Source organism: Enterobacter cloacae complex sp. SHL009, from assembly GCF_049237205.1.
Lineage (GTDB): Bacteria > Pseudomonadota > Gammaproteobacteria > Enterobacterales > Enterobacteriaceae > Enterobacter > Enterobacter cloacae_M.
In genome coordinates this window covers 993,636-1,018,043 of sequence record NZ_JBMKIW010000001.1, presented here as the reverse complement: position 1 = coordinate 1,018,043, position 24,408 = coordinate 993,636, and the positions used below count along the sequence as shown (strand labels likewise).

21 protein-coding genes are annotated in these 24,408 nt (G+C 57.0%); 12 read left to right on the top strand and 9 right to left on the bottom strand.

All coding sequences use genetic code 11. The features are described 5' to 3' along the window. The first annotated feature begins 23 nt into the window (after positions 1 to 23). Positions 24 to 1,574: a methyl-accepting chemotaxis protein gene (locus ACOTZC_RS05020; protein WP_126303349.1), complete on the top strand. Its 1,551-nt coding sequence runs from the start codon at positions 24 to 26 to the stop codon at positions 1,572 to 1,574. A 354-nt stretch (positions 1,575 to 1,928) separates the two neighbouring features. Here the strand turns inward: ACOTZC_RS05020 and ACOTZC_RS05015 are convergent, their stop codons facing one another. Then, positions 1,929 to 2,561, bottom strand: coding sequence for a hypothetical protein (locus ACOTZC_RS05015; protein ID WP_421635631.1), 633 nt, complete (start codon positions 2,559 to 2,561; stop codon positions 1,929 to 1,931). 465 nt (positions 2,562 to 3,026) lie between these two features. Between ACOTZC_RS05015 and ACOTZC_RS05010 the strand changes: the two genes are divergently transcribed. The 6 genes from ACOTZC_RS05010 to dsbG all read left to right on the top strand — a co-directional run bounded on the left by ACOTZC_RS05010 (position 3,027) and on the right by dsbG (position 7,959). Then, on the top strand, positions 3,027 to 3,446 hold the full coding sequence (locus tag ACOTZC_RS05010; RefSeq protein ID WP_023311873.1) for a hypothetical protein: 420 nt from the start codon (positions 3,027 to 3,029) through the stop codon (positions 3,444 to 3,446). A gap of 5 nt (positions 3,447 to 3,451) precedes the next feature. Next, a complete protein-coding gene (locus ACOTZC_RS05005) occupies positions 3,452 to 4,012 on the top strand; it encodes an RNA polymerase sigma factor (RefSeq protein ID WP_080337270.1) in 561 nt (186 codons plus the stop codon). Positions 4,013 to 4,099: 87 nt separating this feature from the next. Continuing rightward, on the top strand, positions 4,100 to 4,468 hold the full coding sequence (locus ACOTZC_RS05000) for a hypothetical protein (protein ID WP_039266435.1): 369 nt from the start codon (positions 4,100 to 4,102) through the stop codon (positions 4,466 to 4,468). Positions 4,469 to 4,515: 47 nt separating this feature from the next. Beyond that, positions 4,516 to 6,540 carry a protein-disulfide reductase DsbD family protein gene (locus ACOTZC_RS04995; protein ID WP_045619909.1) on the top strand — a complete coding sequence of 675 codons (2,025 nt, stop codon included), beginning with the start codon at positions 4,516 to 4,518 and terminating at the stop codon, positions 6,538 to 6,540. 7 nt (positions 6,541 to 6,547) lie between these two features. Next, positions 6,548 to 7,159, top strand: coding sequence for a DsbA family protein (locus ACOTZC_RS04990; RefSeq protein ID WP_045399863.1), 612 nt, complete (start codon positions 6,548 to 6,550; stop codon positions 7,157 to 7,159). A gap of 41 nt (positions 7,160 to 7,200) precedes the next feature. Beyond that, on the top strand, positions 7,201 to 7,959 hold the full coding sequence (dsbG, locus tag ACOTZC_RS04985) for a thiol:disulfide interchange protein DsbG (protein ID WP_045399860.1): 759 nt from the start codon (positions 7,201 to 7,203) through the stop codon (positions 7,957 to 7,959). A gap of 41 nt (positions 7,960 to 8,000) precedes the next feature. On the opposite strand, the gene ACOTZC_RS04980 is transcribed toward dsbG, so the two are convergent. Together ACOTZC_RS04980 and ACOTZC_RS04975 are read right to left on the bottom strand one after the other, a co-directional pair. Further along, positions 8,001 to 9,293, bottom strand: a complete 1,293-nt coding sequence (locus ACOTZC_RS04980; RefSeq protein ID WP_045399857.1) for a glycoside hydrolase family 10 protein — start codon at positions 9,291 to 9,293, stop codon at positions 8,001 to 8,003. Positions 9,294 to 9,300: 7 nt separating this feature from the next. Continuing rightward, positions 9,301 to 9,588 carry a VF530 family DNA-binding protein gene (locus ACOTZC_RS04975; RefSeq protein WP_045399853.1) on the bottom strand — a complete coding sequence of 96 codons (288 nt, stop codon included), beginning with the start codon at positions 9,586 to 9,588 and terminating at the stop codon, positions 9,301 to 9,303. Positions 9,589 to 9,833: 245 nt separating this feature from the next. Here ACOTZC_RS04975 and ACOTZC_RS04970 point away from each other — a divergent pair, with 245 nt between their 5' ends. Beyond that, entirely contained in the window at positions 9,834 to 11,255 is a 1,422-nt protein-coding gene (locus ACOTZC_RS04970; protein ID WP_421635630.1) for a hypothetical protein, read from the top strand. A 62-nt stretch (positions 11,256 to 11,317) separates the two neighbouring features. On the opposite strand, the gene ACOTZC_RS04965 is transcribed toward ACOTZC_RS04970, so the two are convergent. Next, a complete protein-coding gene (locus tag ACOTZC_RS04965; RefSeq protein WP_421635629.1) occupies positions 11,318 to 12,805 on the bottom strand; it encodes a UbiD family decarboxylase in 1,488 nt (495 codons plus the stop codon). A gap of 112 nt (positions 12,806 to 12,917) precedes the next feature. On the opposite strand from ACOTZC_RS04965, the gene ACOTZC_RS04960 reads away from it, so the two are divergent. After that, entirely contained in the window at positions 12,918 to 13,802 is an 885-nt protein-coding gene (locus ACOTZC_RS04960; protein WP_421635628.1) for a LysR substrate-binding domain-containing protein, read from the top strand. Here ACOTZC_RS04960 and ACOTZC_RS04955 read toward each other — a convergent pair. From ACOTZC_RS04955 to ACOTZC_RS04940, 4 genes are all read right to left on the bottom strand, one after another. Continuing rightward, positions 13,793 to 14,704, bottom strand: coding sequence for a LysR family transcriptional regulator (locus ACOTZC_RS04955; RefSeq protein ID WP_045399841.1), 912 nt, complete (start codon positions 14,702 to 14,704; stop codon positions 13,793 to 13,795). The two genes, ACOTZC_RS04960 and ACOTZC_RS04955, sit on opposite strands and share 10 nt — an antisense overlap. Position 14,705: 1 nt before the next feature. After that, the gene (locus tag ACOTZC_RS04950; RefSeq protein WP_045399838.1) at positions 14,706 to 15,692 is read right to left on the bottom strand and encodes an MBL fold metallo-hydrolase; all 987 of its coding nucleotides are present in this window, start codon (positions 15,690 to 15,692) and stop codon (positions 14,706 to 14,708) included. Positions 15,693 to 15,833: 141 nt separating this feature from the next. Beyond that, complete coding sequence (locus ACOTZC_RS04945) at positions 15,834 to 16,583, bottom strand: 5'-nucleotidase, lipoprotein e(P4) family (protein ID WP_196238684.1); 750 nt, start codon at positions 16,581 to 16,583, stop codon at positions 15,834 to 15,836. Positions 16,584 to 16,669: 86 nt separating this feature from the next. Beyond that, a complete protein-coding gene (locus ACOTZC_RS04940) occupies positions 16,670 to 17,197 on the bottom strand; it encodes a GNAT family N-acetyltransferase (protein ID WP_045356188.1) in 528 nt (175 codons plus the stop codon). 132 nt (positions 17,198 to 17,329) lie between these two features. Between ACOTZC_RS04940 and treZ the strand changes: the two genes are divergently transcribed. Genes treZ through glgX form a run of 3 tightly spaced genes read left to right on the top strand, consistent with a single transcriptional unit; the run spans position 17,330 to position 23,673 of the window. Further along, complete coding sequence (treZ, locus tag ACOTZC_RS04935; RefSeq protein ID WP_421635627.1) at positions 17,330 to 19,117, top strand: malto-oligosyltrehalose trehalohydrolase; 1,788 nt, start codon at positions 17,330 to 17,332, stop codon at positions 19,115 to 19,117. Then, on the top strand, positions 19,114 to 21,582 hold the full coding sequence (treY, locus tag ACOTZC_RS04930) for a malto-oligosyltrehalose synthase (protein WP_421635626.1): 2,469 nt from the start codon (positions 19,114 to 19,116) through the stop codon (positions 21,580 to 21,582). The genes treZ and treY overlap by 4 nt, the downstream gene beginning before the upstream one ends. 15 nt (positions 21,583 to 21,597) lie before the next feature. Continuing rightward, the gene (gene glgX, locus ACOTZC_RS04925; RefSeq protein WP_248169619.1) at positions 21,598 to 23,673 is read left to right on the top strand and encodes a glycogen debranching protein GlgX; all 2,076 of its coding nucleotides are present in this window, start codon (positions 21,598 to 21,600) and stop codon (positions 23,671 to 23,673) included. Positions 23,674 to 23,675: 2 nt separating this feature from the next. Here glgX and ACOTZC_RS04920 read toward each other — a convergent pair whose 3' ends face one another. Continuing rightward, the gene (locus ACOTZC_RS04920; RefSeq protein ID WP_023311843.1) at positions 23,676 to 24,221 is read right to left on the bottom strand and encodes a winged helix DNA-binding protein; all 546 of its coding nucleotides are present in this window, start codon (positions 24,219 to 24,221) and stop codon (positions 23,676 to 23,678) included. Positions 24,222 to 24,408 lie beyond the last annotated feature (187 nt).

The following is a 24,408-nucleotide window of genomic DNA, read 5'->3' as shown; positions in this document are numbered from 1 at the left end:
AATTCTCCTTGAGGTATTGGTTTATGTCGTTGAAAAAGTCGTCCCTGATCGTCCTGTTCTCGCTGCTTTTCTTCTTTGTTGTCAGCATTGTCACAAGCGTTGGCCTCATCATAAAAAGTAATAATTCCCTGGATAACGTCAATAAAGAAATCCAGGTTGTGCTGTCCATTATTGACCCCATCAACCACAGCCGTACGCTGCGCGTGCGGGTGATGGAGTATGTGAAGATGGTGGAAGCGGGCAACTCGGCGGACGGCGCTGCTAAGCTTACCGCCGTGAAAGAGGCGCTGACCAAAGCGGACCACGCCTTTGCGGCCTTTATGGCTTCACCGCGTCTGACGGATGAAGCGCCGCTGGTGACTGCCTATCAGGACGCCTGGCAAAACTACCGCAGCCAGGGGCTGGCGCCGCTGATCGATGCCGCCGAGGCGCACGATGTGGCCAAATTTAACGCGCTGATCCCGGAAGTCTCCCGCCTCGACCGCCAGTACGAGATCGTTCTCGACCAGGTCCTTTCCATCCACCAGAAATACGCCAAAAACCTGAACGAGGATGCGAGCAGCAATTTCGTCTCCGGCCTGGCGATCATTGCCGCTATCGCCAGCCTGTTTGTGGTGGTGATTGTCGCCGTCAGCCTGCTGATGAAGCGCTTTGTCTTTGCGCCGGTAAACCTGGCGCGCGAGCACTGCAGCCAGATTGCGGCGGGCAAGCTGGACGTTCCGGTACCGGTCAAGGGGAGCGCACATAACGAAATCGATCATCTTATGAGCTCAATGGAGCAGATGCGTCAGGCGCTGCTGGCGACCATCGCCCAGGTGCGCGATGCGAGCCATACCGTAACGCACGCGGCGCAGGAGATTGCCTCCGGAAATATCGACCTGGCGTCACGTACCGAACAGCAGGCTTCCGCGTTGACCCAGACGGCAGCGAGCATGGAAGAGCTGAGCGCGACGGTGGCGAACAATACCGACAACGTTTATCAGGCCGGGAAACTGGTGCAGGACGCGGTGAAAAATGCCCACACCGGTGAAGCGGTGACCCGTGAAGTCATTGACACGATGAATACCATCGCGGCGAACTCGAAGCGCATCGAAGACATTACCAGCGTCATTAACAGTATCGCCTTCCAGACCAACATTCTGGCGCTGAACGCGGCGGTTGAAGCGGCGCGCGCCGGTACGCAGGGTCGCGGCTTTGCGGTCGTGGCCAGCGAGGTACGCACCCTGGCGCAGAAAAGCGCGGTGGCGGCTAAGGACATCGAGAGCCTGATTGCGCAGTCGGTTTCCAGCGTGAAAAACGGTGCGGAGCTGGTGAGCCGCTCGGGCGAGGTGATTGACTCGATTATTTCGTCAGTGAATAAAGTGAATACGCTGATGGAGCAGATCTCCGTCGCCTCCGAAGAGCAGAGCCGCGGGATCAGCCAGGTCGGCCAGGCCGTGACCGAGATGGATGGCGTGACCCAGCAGAACGCCGCGCTGGTGCAGCAGTCCGCTGCGGCAGCGGCATCGCTGGAAGAGCAGGCGCAGCAGCTTTCGCGGAGTATTTCGAGTTTTAGTTTGCCGGTGCAGGCTTGATGGTATGAGGGAGGCTCCGCAGGGAGCCTTTTATCTACTTAGTGTGCGAAACTTTCAAAGTTGCTTCCCCATGAGGTCAGCTTGCAGACCTAATAGGACTGTTTTAATACCATTTATTATATTTCACATAAATAAAAGAAATAGCAATCACCCAAACGACGCTAAGTAAAGCAGCATAGTCCGGTATAAACCGGATAAAAAAATATATCCCAAGTACAATAAGTAATGCTGGCACCAGGTAAAAAAACGACTTCAAAAGCCATAAGATTGCTTGCTTCATTTCCGCAGTATCTCGTACAAAGCGTCACCTATAACTTGCTCGTTATTATCCCCGGAGTTTACCTGGTAGATAATTTAAGACATTTGCGGTTCGATTAAGAAATATAACATCTCAATATTTTCTTTATAAAGCGCCTGGTAGTACTGAGGATCCTGGAATTTGAGTCGATTAGCCGCAGATGCCGCTACCTGAGCCTTTGAGTAAAGTGTTGCACCATTAACAAACCATGTCGAGAATGAGTTAACAAGCCTGATGTGATTTTGCTTAAAATCCCTGCTGTTGATGATCAGATTCGCAAGGGTAAAAGAAAGGGCTAACTTGCTGGCTTTAGCAGAGGCATGTTCGGCAGCTTTACCCAATAAGTTATGGATATTAGTAATCATGTCTTTACTTTTTTGTTCGCCCAGCCTATTGAGAGTTTTCCTAAAATAAATTTCAACCATGTCTAAAGTGACATCTTTTCTGTTGTAAATTTCACCTAAGGCAAGGACTAAGCGTTTATCTTCGCGCCACGTATCACGGCAAGCGTTACGATAATACTCGTCTGGCATCAGGCATGCACCGTAGCTAATCAGGCGCTGTGTGCCCTGTTTCACCTTCTCCAGAGTAGCCATATGCTCTTCATGCATGTCTCGAAGCGAGTTTGTTAATGCAATCGCTAACTGTTTATTCGACTGCATTTTTAGTTGCAAATAGTTTTGTGCCATTTTATATAACCTTGCAGTATCATTATCTTATTATCATTGATCATGTTTGAGAAAGGGGCAACATCGAAAATGGGAAAGCGCAAGAGTGCTCTGGTTTATGTCCTGACCGTCATTATATTTTTGCTTATTATTCCTGAGATCATTTTGCGTGTATGCACGTCCGAGCAACTTGGCCGTATCAGCGACTTCACCAGTTTAGGTGGCTTGTTAAATCCACTATTATCCTTGCTTATCTTCCTGGCATTGGTGTCAATCATACTGGCCGTTATTGCTATCGCACTGGTTAAGCGAATTCTTCGTACGAGATGATTTGCCTGCAAGCGACTCATAGCACCCGTCAGCCGTTACCGCTATGAGTCCAAATCGTCAGCCCAAAAAATTTTATTCACCCCAGCAATATTTCCCTTCCTCATCCGTCTACCTCATCACAAGCCATAATCAGTTACTGTAAACGAGGTAAACACCATGAGAGATTTTGAACTGCACGGCAGAGGTCACGGGCGCGGATTCGGTCGCCACCGTATGGGTAAGGGTTTAGTCATCGGCGCGGTGATTTTCATCGTGCTCGGCCTGGTGGTGATGACCCTGTGGAACGCCTTGCTCCCGGCCATTCTCGGCGTTAAGGCTATTGGCTTCTGGCAGGCGCTGGGCATTCTGGTGCTGAGCCGCATTCTGTTTGGCGGGTTAGGTTTCCGCCCGGGGATGTTTGGCGCGCACCGCCGCATGCACGAGCGCTGGATGAACATGACGCCCGAACAGCGCGAGGCGTTTATTCAGCAGCGCCGCGAAGGGTTTGGTCGCCACGGTCGCGGCCACTGCGGCTGGCACGGTCATCGTGACGATAAGCGCGACGACGCCACGCCAAAAGCGCCGGAAGCAGAGTGAGCGAAATGAAAGCCGGGGAGGCGGGCGGATCCATGCTGATGTCGGCGCTCAATGCCTGCCGCGCCCGGCTGACAGCCTTCATTCGCGGACGGACCTCCGTTCGCGATGATGCCGACGACATTTTGCAGGAAGTCACCTATCAGCTGATGAAAGTGGAGCAGCCGGTCGAAAACGTCGCCGCCTGGCTGTTCCGCGCGGCGCGTAACGAGATGACCGACCGGGCGCGTAAAAAGCGTGAAGTGTCGCTCTCCGGCTATTTTACGGGCGAAGACGACGACGGTTTCCCGGAAGACGAGCTGGCCGAAACCCTGTTCGGCGTACCGCACACGCCAGAAGAGGAGTACCTCAAGACGCTGCTGTGGGAAGAGCTTGGGCAGGCGCTGTCTGAACTGCCGCCGCCGCAGCGGGAGGCGTTTGAAAAGACAGAACTCCACGGCTACAGCATTAAAATGCTGGCAGAGGAGACGGGCGCCAGCGAGCAGGCGCTGTTATCCCGCAAGCACAAGGCGGTGCTGTTTCTGCGCACGCGGCTGCGGGACGTCTATGACGCGCTGACGGGCGAATAGCGGCGACAGACAAAACCTTACACTTCCGGCACTTGTAGATTCATCACTATCGTTTATGATCGGGGCGTCTTGTCACTCTGGAACGTTATGCGCAACCGTCAGCTCCTCGGAAAATGGCTTTTGATTATCACCTGTCTCGCGATGGCGCTTTGCCTCGTGCAGCGTGCGGTGATGCTCAACCATTTTTTACAGGGACTGGATCCGCAGATTTCCCTGAGTGCTGATGCCCCAACGCAAACCAGCACCGAGCAGTCCGGGCCATCGCCCTGTCAGCTAGGCGCTCACTCGCTTCTCTGCGCCCAGCCGCTGTTCTTCGACGGCGCGCTACCGGCCATTATTATCTTCTTCGCGCTGCTGCAGCTGTTTACGCAAGGGCGGGCATTGGCTCCCGCAGAACAGCCCGTTCAGGCACCGCCTCCCCGAATACACCTGAAAAACTGCGTTTTCCGTGAATGAAAATCATCGTCCTCACACGATAATTTTCACTGTTCACGGAGTAAAACATGGTTAACCTCTTCAGGGGATTCGTCTTCCTGTGGCTGTCCTGCATCGGCATTGTCCATGCGGCAGACACCGGCTGGCAGGTTTCCCCACAAAACGATCACGCCCGCATCCGCTTTCAGGCGGAGAGGGAGCAAACGCACGTTAAAGGCCTGCTCACCGTTGAGCTAAAGCCCGGCTGGAAAACCTACTGGCGATCGCCGGGTGAGGGCGGCGTCGCGCCAAAAATCAGCTGGCCGGAAGGCGTAACGGATAGCTGGTCCTGGCCGGTCCCGTCGCGCTTCGATATCTCTGGCATGACCACGCAGGGCTATCACGATAAGGTCGCTATCCCGATTACACTCGACGGGGTGAAGGGCGACACGCTCGACGGGACGCTCACGCTCTCGACGTGCAGTAACGTCTGCCTGCTGACGGACTACCCGCTGCATCTCGATTTTACCCAGCCGGTGGACGAGGGCTTCCGCAGCGAGTTCGAGCAGGCGATGCGTGCCGTGCCCGGTACGTCAGGCGTATCCGCGGATCTCTCCGCCTGGCTCGCTGGCGACAAGCTGGTGATTACCGGTACGACGGACGGGAAGTGGGATAACCCGGGGATCTACTTTGACCCGCTGGAGGATGACATTCTTCCCGGCGAGCCGGTCATCAAACACGACGGCAATACGCTTCGGGTGACGGTACCCGTGACCGACGAATGGGGAGACAAGCCCGCCTCGCTGGAGGGCAAGAGGCTGTCGTTTGTGCTGACCAGTGGCGGTCACGCGCAGCAAACCACCATGAGCGTTGGCGCGACGCCCGTAGCGCCCTCTGCGCCTGAAGGGACGGGCAAAATGGTGCTCTTTGCGCTGCTGGGCGGGCTGATCCTCAACCTGATGCCCTGCGTGCTGCCGGTCATGGGGATGAAGCTTAACAGCATCCTGCAGGCGGGATCGGACAGGCGCGCCATCAGGTTGCGCTTTCTGGCCACCAGCGCCGGGATCCTCACCTCCTTTATGCTGCTGGCGGGAATGGTGACCGCGCTGAAGCTGGCCGGGGCGTCGCTGGGGTGGGGCATTCAGTTCCAGAACCCGTGGTTTATCGGCCTGATGATCGCCGTCACCTTCCTGTTTGCGCTGAACCTGTTTGGCGTGTTTGAGATGCTGCTGCCTTCCGCCGCTACGGGACGGTTGGCTACGGCAGGTGGCGCGGGGATTGGCGGCAGCTTCTGCGAAGGGATGTTCGCCACGCTGCTGGCGACACCGTGCTCCGCGCCGTTCCTCGGTACGGCGGTCGCCTTTGCCCTTGGCGCACCGCTGCACTCCCTGTGGCTGATCTTCCTGATGCTCGGCGTGGGCATGAGCCTGCCGTGGCTGTTTGTCGCTCTGGTGCCGAAAACGGCCATGCTGCTGCCGAAACCCGGCCGCTGGATGAATACGCTAAAAGTCGTTCTGGGCCTGATGATGCTCGCCTCCAGCCTGTGGCTGGCGACATTGTTAAGCGTGCATCTGGGCGAGGCGGTCAGCCAGATTGTGATGCTGGTGCTCATCGCCGTCGCGCTCGCGCTGTTAGCCCTGAAGGGGCAAAAATCCTCACCGCTGTTCTGGCTCGTGATTATCGCGCTGTCGGCGCTCGGCGGGTATCAGGCGCGCGGGCTGCTTAACGCGCCGCCTGACGCTCCGGCGCAGAATACCGCTCAGTCCATCCCGTGGCAGCCGCTCAGCGAGGAGGCCATCCAGCAGGCGCTGGCGCAGGGGAAGCGGGTGTTTGTGGATATCTCGGCGGACTGGTGCGTGACCTGCAAAGTTAACGAGCATCGGGTGCTGAATCAGCCGGACGTCATTGCCGCGCTGCGCCAGCCGGACGTGGTGGCCCTGCGCGGAGACTGGAGCCAGCCGTCCGCGTTTATCGCGGATTTTCTGGCGAAACGAAACCGTTACGCTATTCCGTTTAACGCGGTATATGGCCCCGGCCTGTCTGACGGCGAAATCCTCTCGCCGCTGCTGGACAAGCGCACCCTCATCACCACCCTGAACAACGCAAAAGGCTAACTGTGTTATGAAAAAAATCCTTATTACGCTTCTGCTCCTGCTGGCCCCGGTTCAGGTGTTCGCTGCCCAGCCGCTGACGCCGGACCAGGAGCAGCGCGCGCAGAAGATGATCGCTGATTTCCTGTTTAACGATCCAAACTCCCCGCGCATCGGCGCGAAAAACCCAAAGCTCACCCTGGTGGTGTTTACCGACTACAACTGCCCGTACTGTAAAAAATTCGATCCGTACCTGGAGAAGATTGTCGAAAAACACCCGGACGTGGCGGTGGTCTTTAAGTTTTTACCTTTCCGCTCGGAAAGTTCGCTGACCGCCGCACGAGACGCGTTAACCCTCTGGCGTGCGCATCCTGAGCAGTTTATGAAGCTGAACCACACTCTGATGGCGAAAAAGGGGTACCACGATGACGCCAGCATTCAGGAGGCGCAAAAGCGGGCGGGCGTGAGCGTGACGACGCCAGACGAGGAGAGTTTTCTGACGATCAGGCGCAGCCTCATTGTGGCGGAAAAAATGGGGATCCAGGGCACGCCCGCCACGCTTATCGGCGAGGGGCTGCTTCCCGGCTGGGTGCCGTTTGAACAGTTCGACGAAATGGTCAGTGACGCACTGAAAAACCGCTAACCTGAAGGGGGCGGAATGCCCCCGACAAACCGGAGAGGGAAATGAAAAAATTACTGTTACTTTCGGCGCTGGCGACGTCAGGGCTGGTACAGGCGGCTGAAGCCATACCGGATGTGGTGAAGCACTTCAGCGAGCAGCAGAACATCAAAATCATCAAGAAGCTGGATGCGCCGGGCGGGGCGCCAGCCTGGCTGGGGCAGTATCAGGATATGGGCGTGACGCTCTTTCTTACGCCGGACGGCAAGCACGTGATCTCAGGTTATCTTTATGATGAAAAAGGGAAGAACCTCAGCGAGGGCTATTTCCAGAAAGAGATCTACGCCCCGATGGGCCGCGAAATGTGGAAGAACCTCAACGCGGCGCATCCCCTGAAGGAAGGGGCGGATAACGCCCCGCGTAAAGTCTTTGTTTTCGCCGATCCGTTCTGTCCGTACTGCAAGCAGTTCTGGGCCGAAGCGCAGCCGTGGGTGAAGGCGGGCGAGGTGCAGCTCAACACGCTGCTGGTGGCGTTTCTCAACCCCAACAGCGGGCGTAACGCCTCGGCGATTCTGAATGCGAAAGATCCGGTTTCGGCGTGGCGCGAATACGAGCTTTCCGGTGGGAAAAAATTACCGAAGCCAGAGGGCGAGGCTTCCCGTGAGACGGTTGAGATCCTGCAGAAGCACCAGACGCTGATGGACAGCCTGGGCGCTAACGCCACGCCGGCCATTTACTATCTGAATGCGGAAAATGAGCTGCAGCAGGTGGTCGGTATGCCGGATGCGCAGCAGCTTGAGGCGATGTTCGGGCCGAAGCCGTAAAAAAAACAGGCAGAAACGGGATGTTTCTGCCTGGTCATCAATCAGCTACCCCAGCGTCCTCGGAGGTAGTTTACGGCCTGCTGGGTCTGCGGCTGGTTCAGGTAATCTTCCCGGAACAGGATGGTGCCGTTCACGTTGGGCAGCGAATCGTTGAGATCGAGCTGCTTTTTCAGCTCCGGCACGCCGCCCTGAACCGTCCAGTCCGGTTCGTTTCTCGACGGCTCGCCCACCTTGTAGAACGCAATGCCGATATACAGGCGAGTGTGGGTCGGCTTAACGACGTCGGCCCACCATTTGGTCAGCACGTCGTAGCGCGCGGCGTCCCGGGAGAAGGGCCAGTAAATCTGCGGAGCGATGTAGTCGAGCAGGCCCTGCTGAACCCACTGACGCGTATCGGCGTAGGATTCATCGTAGGCCGCGGCGCCGCGGGTGTCCGAGCCTGCCGGGTCAAAGGAGCGGTTACGCCACACGCCCGCCGGGCTGACGCCAAACTCAACGTCGGGCTTAGTCTGTTTAATCGCGCGGGAAACCTGGACGATCAGCTGCTGCGTGTTGTGTCTTCGCCAGTCGGCCTTTGAGGCAAATCCCTGACCGTACTGCCGCCAGGTCTGCGAATCATTGAGCGCGGACCCTGGCGATTCTGCGTAAAAGTAATCATCGAACTGCACGCCGTCTACCGCGTAATTCGCCACCACTTCGGTCACCACTTTGGTTATCCAGTCGCGCACTTCCGGAATGCCGGGGTCGAGCACAAAGCGGTCACCCGAGATGCGCACCCACTCAGGGTGCTGGACATAGACGCTGGACGGGGTCTGATAGGAAGTCCGGTTCAGGGCGGCGATGGTTGACGGTTTGGTGTTGGTCGACACGCGGTACGGGTTGAACCATGCATGGACCTTCATGCCGCGCTTGTGCGCTTCATCCAGCATAAACTGCAGCGGATCGTATCCCGGATATTCGCCGATGTTGCCCGTCAGCATATCCGACCACGGCAAAATTTTTGATGACCAGAGGGCCGTGCTGTCCGGCTTCACCTGGAAAAACACCGTGTTAATACCGAGGTGCTTAAGATTGTCGAGCTTGCCGATCAGCGCCTGCTTCTGCATCGCGATGCGCTGATCGGCGCTGCGGCCGTTCACCGAGGCTACTGGCGGCCAGTCGAGACGAGAGACGGTTGCCAGCCAGATCCCGCGCATCGGCTCGTTTGCCTGCTGCGTCGGTTTACTGACGTTGGGGAGAGGGGTAACCAGTGATTTGGGTGGTTTGGAGGAGCAGCTCACAAGTAAAAGCGCGCAGGCAGCCAGCGCACCAATCCGTTTTACGTGTCGCGTCATTTGCGTATTAGCTCTTGATAATCCGACTGTTGGCCCAGGGATTAAAGGCGGGCTCCGCCTGTTCTGTGCTTACCTCATCGTTGAGGGAGTCCAGATACAGGGCTTCCACTTCCGCGCGCGCCCACGGGGTGCGGCGCAGAAATTTCAGGCTCGATTTAACGCTGGGATCTTTTCTGAAACAGTTAATTTTGATTCGGTCGCCCAGTTCGCTCCAGCCATATTTTGCCACCAGGGCATTGACCATCATCTCCAGCGTTACGCCATGCAAAGGATCTTTGGAAATATGTGCAGTCATAGGTGTCCGGATGTCTCAATGTTAGTGGGGGCAGGGTTTCCGGTGAAAGGGTACAAGAAAGCAGGGGAAGCGGCAATGCAATCCAGACTGGATATGCAATGGGGATGAGTGCAAGTGGAGTAAACCCACCTTATTTAAGCGTTAAGTGTGTTAGAGGTAAAAGTATAATATCGTCAGACGCCTGACATTGTCTGCATTGATGAAATCGTTGGTCACTTAATATCTAACCCTTCGTGAGAAATACTATGAGCAGCAGCGGAAATAAATTTACTTACCTGGTGGTTTCACCTCCACACGTCCGTCGCAGGAACGATGAAATAGAAAAAATTGAGTTAAAAAAGTATCTCAATCGGCAGGACGGAATTAAAAAACAGATCAATCATCCTTCCTACGGCGATGTTTGCGTAGCTTATAAGCCTCCTAAAACCATGTTATTACCTGCAGACACACTTGTTGCCAGAACCAAATTTTATGCGATCCCAGGTGCGCTGGAGTGTGGCTATTCACAAAGTATCAACTGGACTGCAGAAGGGATGTTAAATGCAGAAATACACAGAAAGATTAGTATATACGTACTCGCCAGATTAAAGCTGGCCGGCGCCTGTATTGGTATTAGCCATAGCCGATCTTTTAAGGTGAAGAATTTTTACCAGTGCATTGAAGCCTCAGAGAAAGCGACTATTTCCTTTATTATAGACGGTTTCTTTTGCTACCAGTCTGCAACCAACTGGTTAAACTCCAGACATGAACAAATCAAGCTATTTATTCATGCCGGGCTCGCGGATAAAGCATCCTTAAGCCTTAAGCGAAAAAAGGGTAAGAAGACTACCCCCGATTATCTGATTGAGACGACCCAGGGGAAGTGGCACGTATTTGAGAGCAAAGGCGGCGAAAGTAGCAGTCGATGGCAGAGAATCGAAGAGGGCATTGCGCAGTTAGAAAGCGTCACCAGAGTTGGCTGGAAAGGGCAAAAAAACCAGCCTATAAGCACCTTCGTCTGTACACACACGTCCATAGATTCAGGAAAAGAGATTGCGGTGAACGTTGTTGATCCTCTCCCTGGTCACTCGCGATCTATTATTCTCAATCGCGCTGTCTCTGTTCTTCTCACAAAAGCGTCATTAATCGACCTTTTTGACGTGCTGGCAGAAGATGAATCGAATGCCGTGTTTAGCATCCCGGGTATGCAGGGATGGAAATTTATCAACGCCCCACTGTATGATCACGTTCAGTTAGGTATCCCGGAAAAATACTCTGCCTTAAAAGATGTATTAAGAATAGGGGTTGGGCAGTATCTAGCGCTTAAAGAAATAATTGATGACGCGCTTATGGAAGACGATGAAATGCCCACGCCGGAAGCCGTTGAAAAACGATTATCAGACCTATCTATAAAGCCCGATGATGTGCGCAACGCCATGACGCTAATAGCCCCCTTGCTGCATAAAAAACGTGCTTATGAAGATATACTGCATCTATTCTCTGAAAAACTTAAACTGCCAGAGCTGGCGGATAAATTTTGTCAGGAAGATGAACGGTTAGAAAAAGCATTATCCGAATCAGTAAGAAAGCATCGATCTCCATGGGGCGGCCTGGTGCGTGAAGCGCCAGCACCCGGTCATGATGACCCTTGGGAGAAAAAACAAAGACAGAATAAAATGAAGCCCTGACCTGAACAGCAGTAATGGGACAGAAAGGCCGCGCTGATGCGCGGCCTTAAGCTATCAAGCGGTTATTTTGTCTGGGTAAAAAGCTCCGGCGCCCACGGACGCGGATCCACTTCCATAAACGGCGCGCGCTCGAAGCGGTCCTTCAGCGCCCACGGCACCGTGCAGTCAAAGATGGTTTTGCAGGAAATGCCGTTTCCGCGAATCGAAGTGCTGTAATCCGGCGACTGGGACGGATCCAGCTGGTGGCCGCGGATCCCCGGAATATTGGTGATGCTGACATCGCCCTGCATGCGGGTGGTCATCGCCCACAGGATGTCGTCGCTGTCGAAAATATCCACGTCTTCGTCGACAAGAATGATGTTCTTCAGCTCCGAATAGGTGGCTAAGGCAATCAGCGCCGCCTGGCCCTGACGTCCTTCGTCTGACGGCTGGCGCTTTTTCACCTGCAGGATCCCGAGGAATTTACCGCCGCCCGCGGTATGCGCATAGACGTTTTGCAGGAAGCCCGGAATCGCCTCTTCAACGGCATTGCGGATGCTGGCTTCCGTCGGTAAACCGGCCAGGGTGGTATGCTCTTCTCCCGGTCCCACCAGCGTTTGCAGGATCGCGTGGTTTCGCATGGTCACCGCTTTCACTTTGATCACGGGCAGGGACGGGTTCGCCTCGCCGCAGTAGCCCGGGAACTCCGGCATCGCGTGGCCGGTATTGGTGTGCTGATCTTCTCTTACGCGCACGCCCGGAAGCAGTTCGCCCTCGATGATGATTTCCGCCCGCGCGATCGCTTTCTCTTTTACCGCCACGCCCTGCACCAGTTCGACTGGCTGCTGGCGCAGCGCCCCGGCGACGCCCAGCTCGTTGTAGCCAAACGGCGTGGTGGGCGCCTCAAAGCACGCGCCGATATAGATGGCGGGATCGAGACCCATATTGATCGTCACCGGCAGCGGTTTTCCGGCCTCTTCCGCCTTTTTGCGGAAGACTTCGATGTGGCGACCGGCGGCAAGGAACATGGAAAGCTCGTCGCGCTCCTGGACGCAGAGGCGGTGAATGGTGACATCCGTCAGCGAGCTGTCTTCCGGATCGCTTGCCAGCACCAGCCCCAGACAGAAGAACGGGCCGGCATCAATCGGCGTGTTTGTCGGTGCCGGAAGCAGCTTGCGCAGGTCGAAGTCAGGATCGTCTGCGTAGAAAACCTGTTCCTGGCAGGGCGCCTGCGAGGCTGGAACGACAACCGGCGCAACCGGCTTTTTCACCGCCTGGCCGACGTGTTTTGCCAGCTCAGAGGGCTTGCAGCCCAGAAGGAGCGCCGCGCGCTCGCGGCTGGCGTGCATGCCCACCAGGATGCGGGAGCCCGGATAGCCCTTCACGCTGTTGAACATCATGGCCGGTCCCGTACGGGTGGGACGTTTTACCGTGCCGCCCGCGCCGATATGGCGGTAGACTCCCGCCAGCTCCGCGTTGGGATCGACCGGATAATCAGTTTCAAGATACTGCCCTTCGTGGCATTGCAGCAGGGCGATGGCGCTGCGGAGATCGTTGATCGGGTTTTCCATATTTTCCTCCCTCGGTTGAATACCTCCATTTTTATGGCAATGACCAATAGCATCAATTGCATCATTACTGCTAAATTGATAAGTAAATCCATATCAAAAAAGGAAGCGTTCCGTGCAGTTTCGTCAGATGCGCCATTTCATCGTGGTGGCCGAAGAGCTCCACATGCACCGGGCCGCTGAGCGTCTGAACATGGCGCAACCGGCCCTGAGCCAGCAGATTAAGGCGCTGGAAGAACGTTTAGGCGTAACGCTTTTTAGCCGGGCGAACCGCCGCTTAGCCCTGACGCCCGCGGGTGAAGCGTTTCTGGTGAAAGCCAGGCTCGCCATTTCCCTCACCGAGCAGGCGGTTCTGGACGCCAGGCAAACGGCAAGGGGCGAGCAGGGGATATTAAACCTGGGGTGCGTGTCGAGCGCGATGTTTGACGGCAGGCTGCACGCCGCGCTGCGCCATATGCACACGCGCTGGCCGGCCATTACCATGTCGCTGGTGACGGGAAACGTGCAGACGCTCTACGCGGCCGTGCAGAGCAACCAGCTCGATGTGGCTATTATCCGGGCGCCGCTGCCGTCGCTGCCTGACGATCTGCAAAGCCGCCCGTTCACGTCAGAGAAAACGGTGCTGGCGCTGTATCGTCAGCATCCGCTGGCGGGATCTTCCGCGCTGACTCTTTCGTCGGTGAAGGACGAAAAGTGGATCTCCCTGCGCGACCCGGAGGGAATGGGGCTGGAACAATACTTTTATGACGCCTGCAGCGGGGCGGGCTTTCAGCCGGACGTGGTACAAAACGCGACCGACGTGCCCACGGTGATAAGCCTGGTCTCGGCGGGGTTTGGGCTGGCGCTGCTGCCCGCGTCGGCAAAGGCGGTGAGCGTAGAGAACGTGGTTTACGTGGACATCCTCGACCGGCTCCGGGAAAGCGAGCTGACGCTGGTTTGCCACCGGATTATTCGCTCAGAAGTGCTTAAAAAATTCCTGATTACCCTCGATCAGACCTGACGCCCGGCGGCCTGCAGCAGCTGCTCGCGCAGCCAGGCATTCGCCGGATCCTGGCTGTTTTTCGGGTGCCAGTACATGTAGATGATAATCGGCTGGAGCGGCAGCGGCGGCGCAAAGAGATCCAGCGTGCTGGCAAACTGTTTCAGCATCCGTTCCGGCAGGGTGCACACCAGGTCGGTACCGGCGACAAGCGCAGGCGCCACGGCGTAGCTCTGCGTGGACATCGCGACGTGCCGCTGGTAGCCCAGCCCGGCCAGGGTTTGATCGACAAAGCCGGTAAATGGATCTCCCGCCGATGACACCACCAGATGAGAAAGCGCGCAGTAGCTTTCCAGATCTAACGCTCCGGTCCCGCGCGGATGGCCTTTGCGCTGGGCGGTGGCAAACGTATCGTCGAGCAGTTTGCGTCTCACCCAGCCGTCATGGGCGCCCGCGCTTACGCCGATGTAGATATCCACATCTCCGTTTTCCAGCTGCTGCGCCAGTTCGGACATCTGTGGCAGGGCGAAGCGCAGGCGAATATCGGGAGCAGCGGTACCCACCTGGTTAAGCAGCCCGGTGCCCAGCATCAGCGCCGGGTTTTCGTGCAGGGCGATAACAAAGGTCCGGGTACTGGTCTGGGCATCAAACGTAGTGGGGGCAAACAGCGCGCTGATGCCGCGCAGCACGCTCTCTATCTGCGGCTTAAGCGCTTCCGCTCGCGGCGTGGGCAGCACCCCACGTCCATGTGGGGAAGGAATAAACAGCGGTTCGCCAAACAGCGTTCGCAGACGCGCGAGACGAGCGGACAGCGCGGGCTGGCTGATGCCCAGCCGCGCGGCCGCATGGGTGATATTCCTGTCCTGAAGCAGGGCGTCCAGGGTCAGGATCAGGTCTATGTCCATGTCAGGGCTGGTCGTCATCTTATTTCGCGCTGCCGGCGTCCCGGTTGGTATAGGTCACAGGGACCCAGGCATAGCCGCCGTTTTCGCCTTTGGTGACATACCCGATACCCGGAAAAGGCAGATGGGGCGCAGCAACCAGATCTTTATTTTTCACAAAGTCAGCAAACGCATGTTCGCGCACGCTTGCGGCTTTGTTCTGATCTTCATCGTAGGTAATGGTCACGTCAGGCTGCGGGAACTGTACCGCCGCGGCATGAATGATGTCGCCGACAAAGGTGATCTTCTCGCCTTTGCTCGTCAGCGTGTAGAAGGCTGAACCCGGCGTATGGCCGGGATGAACCGTGCCGGTCAGCCCCGGGAGAATCTCCGATGTGCCGCTAAAAGGCACCACTTTACCGGCGTCAAGATAGGGTTTTAAGGTCTTCTGCGCGACGTCAAAGTAGTTCCTGCCGTAGCCGGTTTTTTTCTGATTCTCGTCGTTAAAGAAAAAGTCGACGTCCGGTTTACCAACGAAAACGCGCGCGTTACTGAACACCACCTTGCCGTCTTTCACCAGGCCGCCCGCGTGATCGGAGTGGGCGTGGGTCAGCAGGACTTCAGTAATGTCCTCGGGTTTAACCCCCTGGGTGGCGAGGCTCTCAATCAGACGTCCGCCGTTGCCGGGGCCAAAGAGCTGGCCTGAGCCCGTATCCACCAGAATTTTATGTCCGGGCATCGCAATCAGGAACGCGTTAATGGATACCTCAGGCGGGTTGGTCTGGAAATTTTCCGCGAGCAGCGCATCGATTTTTTGCGGCGTTGTCCGGCGCAGCAGCTTGTGCAGATCCTGCGCGACGGTCCCGTCCGTAAACGAGGTGACCAGAACGTCGCCGACCTGAACGCTGTATCCGCCCGCCGGTTGTTTAACGACGTGCTGGGGCGTCTCTGCCGCCGCCTGCAGCGCAGGGTAGAAAAGCAATGAACTGGAAATCAGCGTAGAAAGAGCAAGTTTTTTCACGGTAAGCATACGAGTCTCCTTTGAAAGCGCTCATCTTACTTCTTCGTAAAATTATAAGAACCTGCCCAGAAATGATAGGACCTATAAACGCAGTGGATAGCACAGCGCAGAAGCCGGGTGGCGATGCTGCCTTTCCCGGCTCGTAACACGTTATTTTTTCAGAGGTGCGTTCCAGCTGTCCGGCGTGGCTTTGGACCAGGAGCCATAAGCTGCATTTGGCAGCACAATCCAGTCGTTACCGAAGTGTTCCGCGCTGGCCTCAACCAGCTCACGCTGCTGCTCGCTCGGCTTTTTATTTTTAAACTGCACGGCGAAATCCGGCAGGCTGTCGCCAAACAGCATCACGATCTGCTGCTTTTTGAGGATGCTCTGGCGACGCTCTTCCTTGCTGACCGTGTCCAGAAGCACGCTTTCATCGGACACCTGTGGAAGTCCCAGAGCTTTTAACGTCCTGAGCGTATCGGCTTTGTTTTCCTGCATGCGGTCCGAGACATAATAGATACGGACCTTGCTCTGATTCACGTGGTCAAGAAACGCTTTCGCACCGGGAATTAAGCCGGGTTTTCCCTGTTTCTCCCAGTCGCTCCAGGTGTCCCATTTTGTATAGTCGTGACACTGCTCGGTGTCGCGCACCAGCAGAGGGGTGTTATCCAGCACAGTTTCATCGAGATCCATCACCACGGCGTATTTTTCTGGCGCTTCCAGATCTTTTAACTTTTCGTTAAAACGCTCGGTGGCAAACCGATACGTCTGCAGCTGAAGGGCCACGATCTCTGCCGATTTCTGCTGATAGCGCAGCGCCATTTCGTACGCTTTGGGTTCACACAGATCGCCCCCGGCGGCCGTCGCCGCTGCCGTTGCACTCAAAACAGGTAATGCCAGCAGTAATGCCTTAGCCATTGAATTCACGCTTTTTTCCTCAACACCCTGGTTAAAATCCCGAAAGCGTAATGAAATTCAATGACAGAAATATGAAGGCCGCGCCGTTAGACCAGCATGTAATACCAGAACAGGGCGATCTCGTCCTTTTCCGGTAAGGCGTTGTAGAGATAACGATCGTATCCGCCCAGGGTAAACCCGTAGTGACGATAAAACAGACAGGCAGAAACGTTCACATTTTGTGTTTCAAGCCGTAATCCCGGCGCGTTTACGCTGCGGGCCCAGACGTGGGCGGCGGCCATTAATTTTTGCGCGGCGCCGGTTCTGCGTTTCGTGCGATCCACGGCAATGTAATCCACCGAGATAAACTTATTCCAGCCGATCGACGCGGTAATAAATCCCGCAATTTCCCCGTCTTCCGTTTCGGCAATAAGAAATATGGCGTCCGGATTAACGCAGTGGTTTTCAAGGGTTTGGATATCGAGCTCGTAGGTTTTAATCCAGGGCACGGCGACGGCTTCGATATGCAAATCGCAGTGGATAAAGGGCTCTCGCGCAATGTGGCTAATGGTGAAAGAAAAGTCACAGCATTCAAGGCGCGTGAGGTCGGTACTGAGTCCTTTTCGAATCTGCATAGTATTCCCGATAGTGAGTTATTTCATAAAGAATAGACGAAGCGGTTAAATTCGCTGGCCTAACACACTTTTAATCCTGAACTAAGCTTGTACTTCGTTCCGCGTAAAATGTGGGTCATTCGAGGACAATGAATGGAATTCAGGACATTTCAAAAGCAGTGGGGTGCTGAGTTTATTTCCGATGACGTTGTACGTTTTCGCGTCTGGGCAGAAGGACAGAAAGAACTTACGCTACGTCTGGCCGCCGCCGACGTGCCGATGACGGCAGCTGGCGACGGCTGGTTTCAGACAGACGTACCCGGCGTCACGCACGGTGCAGAATACCAATTTGTTCTGCAGGACGGCATGACGGTGCCCGATCCCGCCTCGCGCGCGCAAAAGGGCGACGTTAACGGCCCCTCCATCGTTATCGATCCCCAACGCTATCAGCCGGTCAACCGGGACTGGGCAGGGCGGCCGTGGGAAGACACGGTTATCTACGAGCTGCACATCGGCACGTTTACCCCGGAGGGCACCTTCCGGGCCGCCATCGACAAGCTGCCGTATCTGGCAGAGCTCGGTATTACCCAGCTTGAAGTGATGCCCGTCTCTCAGTTTGGCGGTACCCGCGGCTGGGGGTATGACGGCGTGCTGCTGTACGCCCCGCACTCAGCCTACGGTACGCCGCAGGATTTCCACGCGTTTATCGACGCCGCGCACGGGCTGGGGCTTTCCGTGGTGCTGGATATCGTGCTTAACCACTTCGGCCCCGAGGGGAACTATCTGCCTCTGCTGTCGCCCGCGTTCTTTGATGCAGATCGGATGACGCCGTGGGGCAACGGCATCGCTTACGAACGCGAGCCGGTGAGGCAGTACATCACCGATGCGCCGCTCTACTGGCTGACGGAGTATCGTCTGGACGGCCTGCGCTTTGACGCCATCGACCAGATTAAAGACAGCGCTGAGACGCACATTCTGGAGGAGATTGCCGCAAAAATCCGCGAGGCGATCCCGCACCGCCACGTTCACCTGACCACGGAAGACAGCCGCAACGTGATTTTCCTGCACCCGCGCGATGAACAGGGCAACACGCCGTTGTTTACCGCCGAGTGGAATGATGACTTCCACAACGCTGTCCACGTGTTTGCCACCGGCGAGACCCACGCGTATTACCAGGATTTTGCCTTTGAGCCCGAGAAAAAGTTCGCCCGGGCGCTGGCGGAAGGCTTTGTCTACCAGGGCGAGGTGTCGCTGCAAACCGGCGAATCCCGCGGAGTGGAGTGCCAGACGCAGCCGCCTCAGTTCTTCGTCGATTTTATTCAGAACCACGATCAGACCGGGAACCGCGCCCAGGGCGAGCGGCTGATCGCCCTGGCCGGTGCCGACAAGACGCGGGTGCTGCTTGCCGCGCTGCTGCTTTCTCCCCATATCCCGCTGCTGTTTATGGGCGAGGAGTTTGGGGAAACGCATCCGTTCCTGTTCTTCACCGATTTTCACGGCGATCTGGCAAAGGCGGTGCGGGAAGGGCGCGCGAAAGAGTTTACCGGCCATGCCGGGCACGATGAAACCGTCCCGGATCCGAATGACGTGAACACCTTCATCCGTTCAAAACTCGACTGGAATAAGATTGCCACCGACGAAGGCAAAACGTGGCTTCGCTTCACGCGCCACCTGCTGACGCTGCGCCATCGCCATATCGTTCCGCTTCTGCGTCATGGCGGCGCCGTTGAGGGCAAGGTAATCAAGACCGCGCCCGGCATGGTGGCGGTGAGCTGGCATTTCCCGTCGGGGACGCTCTCTCTGGCGCTAAATATCGGTAATAAGCCCGCCGCGCTGCCCGATCTTGCGGGTGAGACGCCCTTTGCCTGGCCGGAAGTCACTGACGTTTTACCGCCGAACGGTATTGTCGTTCGCTTTGCTGATGGAGAAGCATCGTTATGATCCCTTCCGCCACGTACCGTATTCAGTTCCGTAATGGCATGACCTTCGACCGCGTTGCGGCGCTGGTGCCTTACCTGAAAGATCTCGGCATCAGCCATCTCTACGCGTCGCCCGTATTTACCGCCACAGCGGGTTCCAACCACGGCTATGACGTGACCAACCCGAATGAAATTGACCCGGCGATCGGCGGACGAGACGGTTTCGACCGCATGGCGGCAGCGCTTAAGCAGGCCGGCATGGGGCTGATTCTGGATATTGTCCCGAACCATATGTCCACCTCGCTGGAAAACGCCTGGTGGCGGGACGTGATTGAATACGGCCAGCAGAGCCGCTATTTCCGCTATTTCGATATCGACGGGTCGCGCCCGCTAACGCTGCCGTTCCTCGGCGACACCTTTGAGGCCGAGCTGGAGAAGGGCGCGATCGCCCTAAAACGTGACCCTGTCACGAACAAGGCCGCGTTGGGTTACTATGACGCCGAATATCCGCTCAACCCCGGCACGTACAGCGAGGATAAGAGCATCGCTGAACTGCATGAAGCGCAAAGCTGGCGGCTGATGTCCTGGCGGGAGGCGCCGAAGCAGCTCTCGTGGCGGCGCTTCTTCGAGATCACCGGCCTGGTCGGCGTTCGGGTTGAAGACGACGCGGTCTTCGACGATACGCACCGGCTGATCCTGGAGCTGGTTCACGCTGGCGTGGTGGACGGCCTGCGAATCGACCACGTCGACGGCCTGGCCGATCCGCTGGGCTATCTGCAGCGCCTGCGGGAGAAAACCGGGCCCGACTGCTACATCACGGTTGAAAAAATCCTCGCGAAGGGGGAACAGCTCCCCGCCGACTGGCCGGTATCCGGCACCACCGGCTACGAGTTTATCGCCTCGCTGGCGGAAGTGCTGGTTGACGACGATAACCTGTCGCGCCTGGAGACCATCCACGACGAGACGCTGGGGATAACGGTCGATCGCCAAGCGGAACTGCGCGATGCCAAAGGCCTGATGACCGATCGCAATTTTGAGGGTGAATTCACCACGCTGCTAAACCTTGCTGACGATCTGGCCCGCCGCAATGAGGTTGCGCTACCGCGCGAGGAGATCCGCCACCCGCTGCGCGAGCTGCTTATTGCCTTTCCGGTCTACCGCACCTATGGCACCCGGGAGGGATTAACCCCGCCGGACGTGGCGCTGCTTAACCGCGTGGTCGCCAGCGTGGAGACGTCTGAAGCGGCGCTGAGTCTGATTGTACACATTCTTACCGGCGACCTGCCGGAAGATTGCCGCGAGAGCGCCGCGCTTTTCAGGACCCGCTTCCAGCAGCTGACCGGGCCGCTGATGGCGAAGTCCGTTGAAGACACGCTCTTCTTTCGCCACAACCTCGAGCTTGCGCTCAACGAAGTGGGCGCCGACCCGACGCCGCGCGCGTTTTCATTATCCCGCTTCCACCAGGAGATGCGCATTCGTCTGGCCCGTCAGCCCGACGCGCTGCTGGGCACCTCCACGCACGATACCAAGCGCGGGGAGGATGCCCGCGCGCGCCTTTACACCCTGACGGAAGCCCCGGAGCGGTGGGGCGACAACCTTGCCCGCTGGCGGCAGATGAACCAGACCCAGGTGCGTTTTCTCAATGACGGTACCGCGCCGAACGCCGCCGATACGTGGATGATCTACCAGGCCCTGGCGGGCGTCTGGCCCGCCACGCTGTCTCCGGACGACGCTGAAGGGCTTGCATCACTGGAAGCGCGTTTTAACGGCTTCCTCGAGAAAGCGCTGCGCGAGGCAAAACAGCGCACCGACTGGATCGACAGCAACGAGAGCTATGAGAGCGTGGTGCTGAGCTACGCGCGGCACCTGCTTTCGCCGGACAACGCGCTGTTCCTGCATGATTTTAGCGAGGCGATGCAGCCCTTTATCCGGGCCGGGCTGATGAACAGCCTCAGCCAGACGGTGATCAAGCTGACGGCTCCCGGCGTGCCGGATATCTATCAGGGCAGCGAGGCGCTTAACTTTAGCCTTGTCGACCCGGATAACCGGCGGGAGCCGGATTTTCCGACCCTGGTGCAAAATCTCAGCGCGGCGGATGCCAGCGTGTTTGACAACCCGGCCTGCTGGCGAGACGGGCGCGTTAAGCAATTCGTTACCGCCACGCTGCTGCGGCTTCGACCACACTACGACGCGCTATTCCGCTACGGCGACTGGCTGCCGCTTAAGGTCTCCGGCGAGCGCGAGGAGAATCTGATTGTCTATGCGCGCGTTAAGGACGAGGAGGCGCTGATTGTTGCCGTGCCGCGTCTGGCTTTTGGTATCACCGATAACCATCAGCTGTGGGTCAATACCGCGGTAGCGATACCCGACGAACTGGTCGGGAAGCGCTATCGGGACCTGTTCAGCGGTGAGAGCCGCATTCTGCAAGAGACGCTGGATTTAACGTCAGTAAAGGGATGTGTACTGGTTCTGCTTACCTGCGAATAATCGTGGAGAACGAAAATGGCAAAGGATACTACGTTTGAAATTCGGGCCGGTCATGGTCAGCAGTTGGGAGCGAATTATGACGGGAAAGGGGTTAACTTCGCGCTGTTCTCCGCTCACGCCGAGCGTGTGGAGCTCTGTCTGTTTGACCCGTCCGGAAAAACGGAAATCGCCCGGCTCGAATTGCCGGAATATACTCATGAGGTTTGGCACGGCTATGTGCCGGACCTGAAGCCCGGCGCGCTGTACGGCTATCGCGTCTACGGCCCCTACGATCCGGAAAACGGTCACCGCTTTAACCCGCATAAGCTGCTTATCGATCCGTATGCCCGTGAACTGGTGGGCGATATCGACTGGAACGACGCCCATTTCGGCTATGAGCTGGGGCATGACAAGTTAGATTTGAGCTTTGATACGCGTGACAGCGCGCCGTTCACGCCGAAATGCAAGGTCATCGACCCGAACGCTTTCGACTGGCAGGACAACAACCGGCCAAACGTGCCCTGGCCGCATACCGTCGTCTATGAGAGCCACGTGAAGGGCTTTACCCAGATGAACCCGGCCATCCCGCAGGAGTTGCGCGGCACGTTTGAGGGGATGGGACACAAAGCCTCGGTCGACTACATCAAGAGTCTTGGCATCACCTCGGTGGAGCTTCTGCCGGTTCACTGGTTCCCCGACGACCAGCACCTGCTTGACCGCGGCCTGAAGAACTTCTGGGGCTATAACACGCTCGGCTTTTTTGCTCCGGCGTCGCGCTACTACGGCCCGGCGGGGATCCAGGGCTTTCGCGATATGGTACGCGCTTATCATGACGCGGGCATCGAGGTCATTCTGGACGTGGTGTACAACCACACGGCAGAAGGGAACGAGCTTGGCCCCACGCTCTCGTTTAAGGGGATTGATAACTACAGCTATTACCGCACCCTGCCGGACCAGCACCGGTACTACATCAACGACACCGGGACGGGAAATACGGTCAATACCTCGCACCCGCGCGTGCTGCAGATGGTGATGGATTCGCTGCGCTACTGGGCGGAATCGATGCATATTGACGGTTTTCGTTTCGACCTGGGGACGATACTGGGCCGCGAGCCGGAAGGGTTTGACCCGCGCGGCGGTTTCTTCGACGCCATATCGCAGGATCCGGTGTTATCGAGACTCAAGCTGATTGGTGAACCCTGGGATATCGGTCCCGGCGGGTATCAGGTCGGCGGTTTCCCGCCGGGCTGGGGTGAGTGGAACGATAAATACCGCGATACCGTACGCGAGTACTGGAAGGGCGATAACGTCTCCACCGACTTTGCAGCACGCCTGCTGGGCTCCGGGGATCTGTACGATCTGCGCGGGCGTCGTCCGTGGGCCAGCGTTAACTTCATCACCGCTCACGACGGCTTTACGCTGAATGACCTGGTGTCGTACAACGAGAAGCACAACGCCGACAACGGTGAGGACAATAACGACGGGCATAATGACAATCGCTCGTACAACTACGGCGAGGAAGGGCCAACCGAGAATCCGGATATCATCGCCACCCGGGAGCGGCAGAAGCGTAATTTCCTGACCACGCTGCTGTTTTCCCACGGCACGCCTATGCTGCTGGCGGGGGACGAGTTTGGCCGCACGCAGAAGGGCAACAACAACGGCTACTGTCAGGACAGCGAAATTTCGTGGATCGACTGGAACGGAATAACCGAAAACGACGCCGCGCTGCGCGAGTTTACCCGGCGGTTGATTGCCCTGCGCGCTCAGCAGCCGCTGCTGCGCCGTGAAAGCTGGCGCGACGGGCTGGAGATCCGCTGGTTCAATGCCGGAGGCGGCCCTCAGCAGGCCGAGCAGTGGGACGAAGGCTCAACGCTCGGCGTCTCCATCAGCAGGCCTGATCTGCGGCAGGAGGACGGTATCTGGCACGACGTGCTGATGCTGTTCAACCCGTTTGAAGGCACCGTGCCGTTCCAGATCCCGCAGTTTGGCGAAGGGGGATGGGTGCTGGAGCTGTCTACGGCAGATGGCGCTGCCGCCGGGACAGCGTTCACCGACACCGTAGAGTACGAACTGGCCGGACGCAGTATTACGCTGTTCAGACGTCCTTAGCCCTAGAGTGATGCCGCCGCGCGGGCGGCGGTGTCATACAGGGAGGAGATCGTGCGTAACAGCTGCGCGGTTTCGCCAATCGACTTCCCGGCTATGCCGCTCTCCGCGTGGATTGCGATCAGACACGCCTCCCGCACGTCCCGGTACTTCATGCACAGCGCTTTTCCTTCCTCGGTAGTCGAGAAAAAGAGCTCTTTGCCCGCTTTCTCGCTCGTCACGTACCCCGCTTTGACCAGCTTTTTCAGGGCATAGGTCACCACGTGGGTATCTTCCACGTTGAGGACGAAGCAGATATCGGCCAGCTTTTTCTTGCGGTCGCGGTGGTTCACATGATGCAGCAGCGAGACGTCAAATGCGCCCATATCGGGTTCGCCGGCTGCCGTCATGCAGCGCACCATCCATTTATTGAACGCGTTGCTGGTCATGATCAGCGCGTACTCCAGCTCTGACAGCTCCGCGCAGCGCTCGGACACCAGATGGCGGGAAGAGACGATCCGGCCATCGTTGATATCGTCGCGATCGGGTGAAGCACTTTTTTTCGAGGTCATAACGTTCCTTAGCCAGAAATGTAAACTCATCGATAAAATAAGAACATTTTATTGATAATTTGTTTACATGTTTTTGAGGTTCAGATATAGCTTTTTAGCGCAGGTTTTGCGAAGCCTGCCAACAAAACACAACATCGCTCGCCGCAAATTAAAAAAATAGCCGTCGGCGCGCAACGCTCACTTTCGA

Coding starts and splice junctions, on each gene's coding strand:
- ACOTZC_RS05020 (WP_126303349.1), top strand. CDS start 24: ATGTCGTTGAAAAAGTCGTCCCTGATCGTCCTGTTCTCGCTGCTTTTC.
- ACOTZC_RS05015 (WP_421635631.1), bottom strand. CDS start 2,561: ATGGCACAAAACTATTTGCAACTAAAAATGCAGTCGAATAAACAGTTA.
- ACOTZC_RS05010 (WP_023311873.1), top strand. CDS start 3,027: ATGAGAGATTTTGAACTGCACGGCAGAGGTCACGGGCGCGGATTCGGT.
- ACOTZC_RS05005 (WP_080337270.1), top strand. CDS start 3,452: ATGAAAGCCGGGGAGGCGGGCGGATCCATGCTGATGTCGGCGCTCAAT.
- ACOTZC_RS05000 (WP_039266435.1), top strand. CDS start 4,100: ATGCGCAACCGTCAGCTCCTCGGAAAATGGCTTTTGATTATCACCTGT.
- ACOTZC_RS04995 (WP_045619909.1), top strand. CDS start 4,516: ATGGTTAACCTCTTCAGGGGATTCGTCTTCCTGTGGCTGTCCTGCATC.
- ACOTZC_RS04990 (WP_045399863.1), top strand. CDS start 6,548: ATGAAAAAAATCCTTATTACGCTTCTGCTCCTGCTGGCCCCGGTTCAG.
- dsbG (WP_045399860.1), top strand. CDS start 7,201: ATGAAAAAATTACTGTTACTTTCGGCGCTGGCGACGTCAGGGCTGGTA.
- ACOTZC_RS04980 (WP_045399857.1), bottom strand. CDS start 9,293: ATGACGCGACACGTAAAACGGATTGGTGCGCTGGCTGCCTGCGCGCTT.
- ACOTZC_RS04975 (WP_045399853.1), bottom strand. CDS start 9,588: ATGACTGCACATATTTCCAAAGATCCTTTGCATGGCGTAACGCTGGAG.
- ACOTZC_RS04970 (WP_421635630.1), top strand. CDS start 9,834: ATGAGCAGCAGCGGAAATAAATTTACTTACCTGGTGGTTTCACCTCCA.
- ACOTZC_RS04965 (WP_421635629.1), bottom strand. CDS start 12,805: ATGGAAAACCCGATCAACGATCTCCGCAGCGCCATCGCCCTGCTGCAA.
- ACOTZC_RS04955 (WP_045399841.1), bottom strand. CDS start 14,704: ATGACGACCAGCCCTGACATGGACATAGACCTGATCCTGACCCTGGAC.
- ACOTZC_RS04950 (WP_045399838.1), bottom strand. CDS start 15,692: ATGCTTACCGTGAAAAAACTTGCTCTTTCTACGCTGATTTCCAGTTCA.
- ACOTZC_RS04945 (WP_196238684.1), bottom strand. CDS start 16,583: ATGGCTAAGGCATTACTGCTGGCATTACCTGTTTTGAGTGCAACGGCA.
- ACOTZC_RS04940 (WP_045356188.1), bottom strand. CDS start 17,197: ATGCAGATTCGAAAAGGACTCAGTACCGACCTCACGCGCCTTGAATGC.
- treZ (WP_421635627.1), top strand. CDS start 17,330: ATGGAATTCAGGACATTTCAAAAGCAGTGGGGTGCTGAGTTTATTTCC.
- treY (WP_421635626.1), top strand. CDS start 19,114: ATGATCCCTTCCGCCACGTACCGTATTCAGTTCCGTAATGGCATGACC.
- glgX (WP_248169619.1), top strand. CDS start 21,598: ATGGCAAAGGATACTACGTTTGAAATTCGGGCCGGTCATGGTCAGCAG.
- ACOTZC_RS04920 (WP_023311843.1), bottom strand. CDS start 24,221: ATGACCTCGAAAAAAAGTGCTTCACCCGATCGCGACGATATCAACGAT.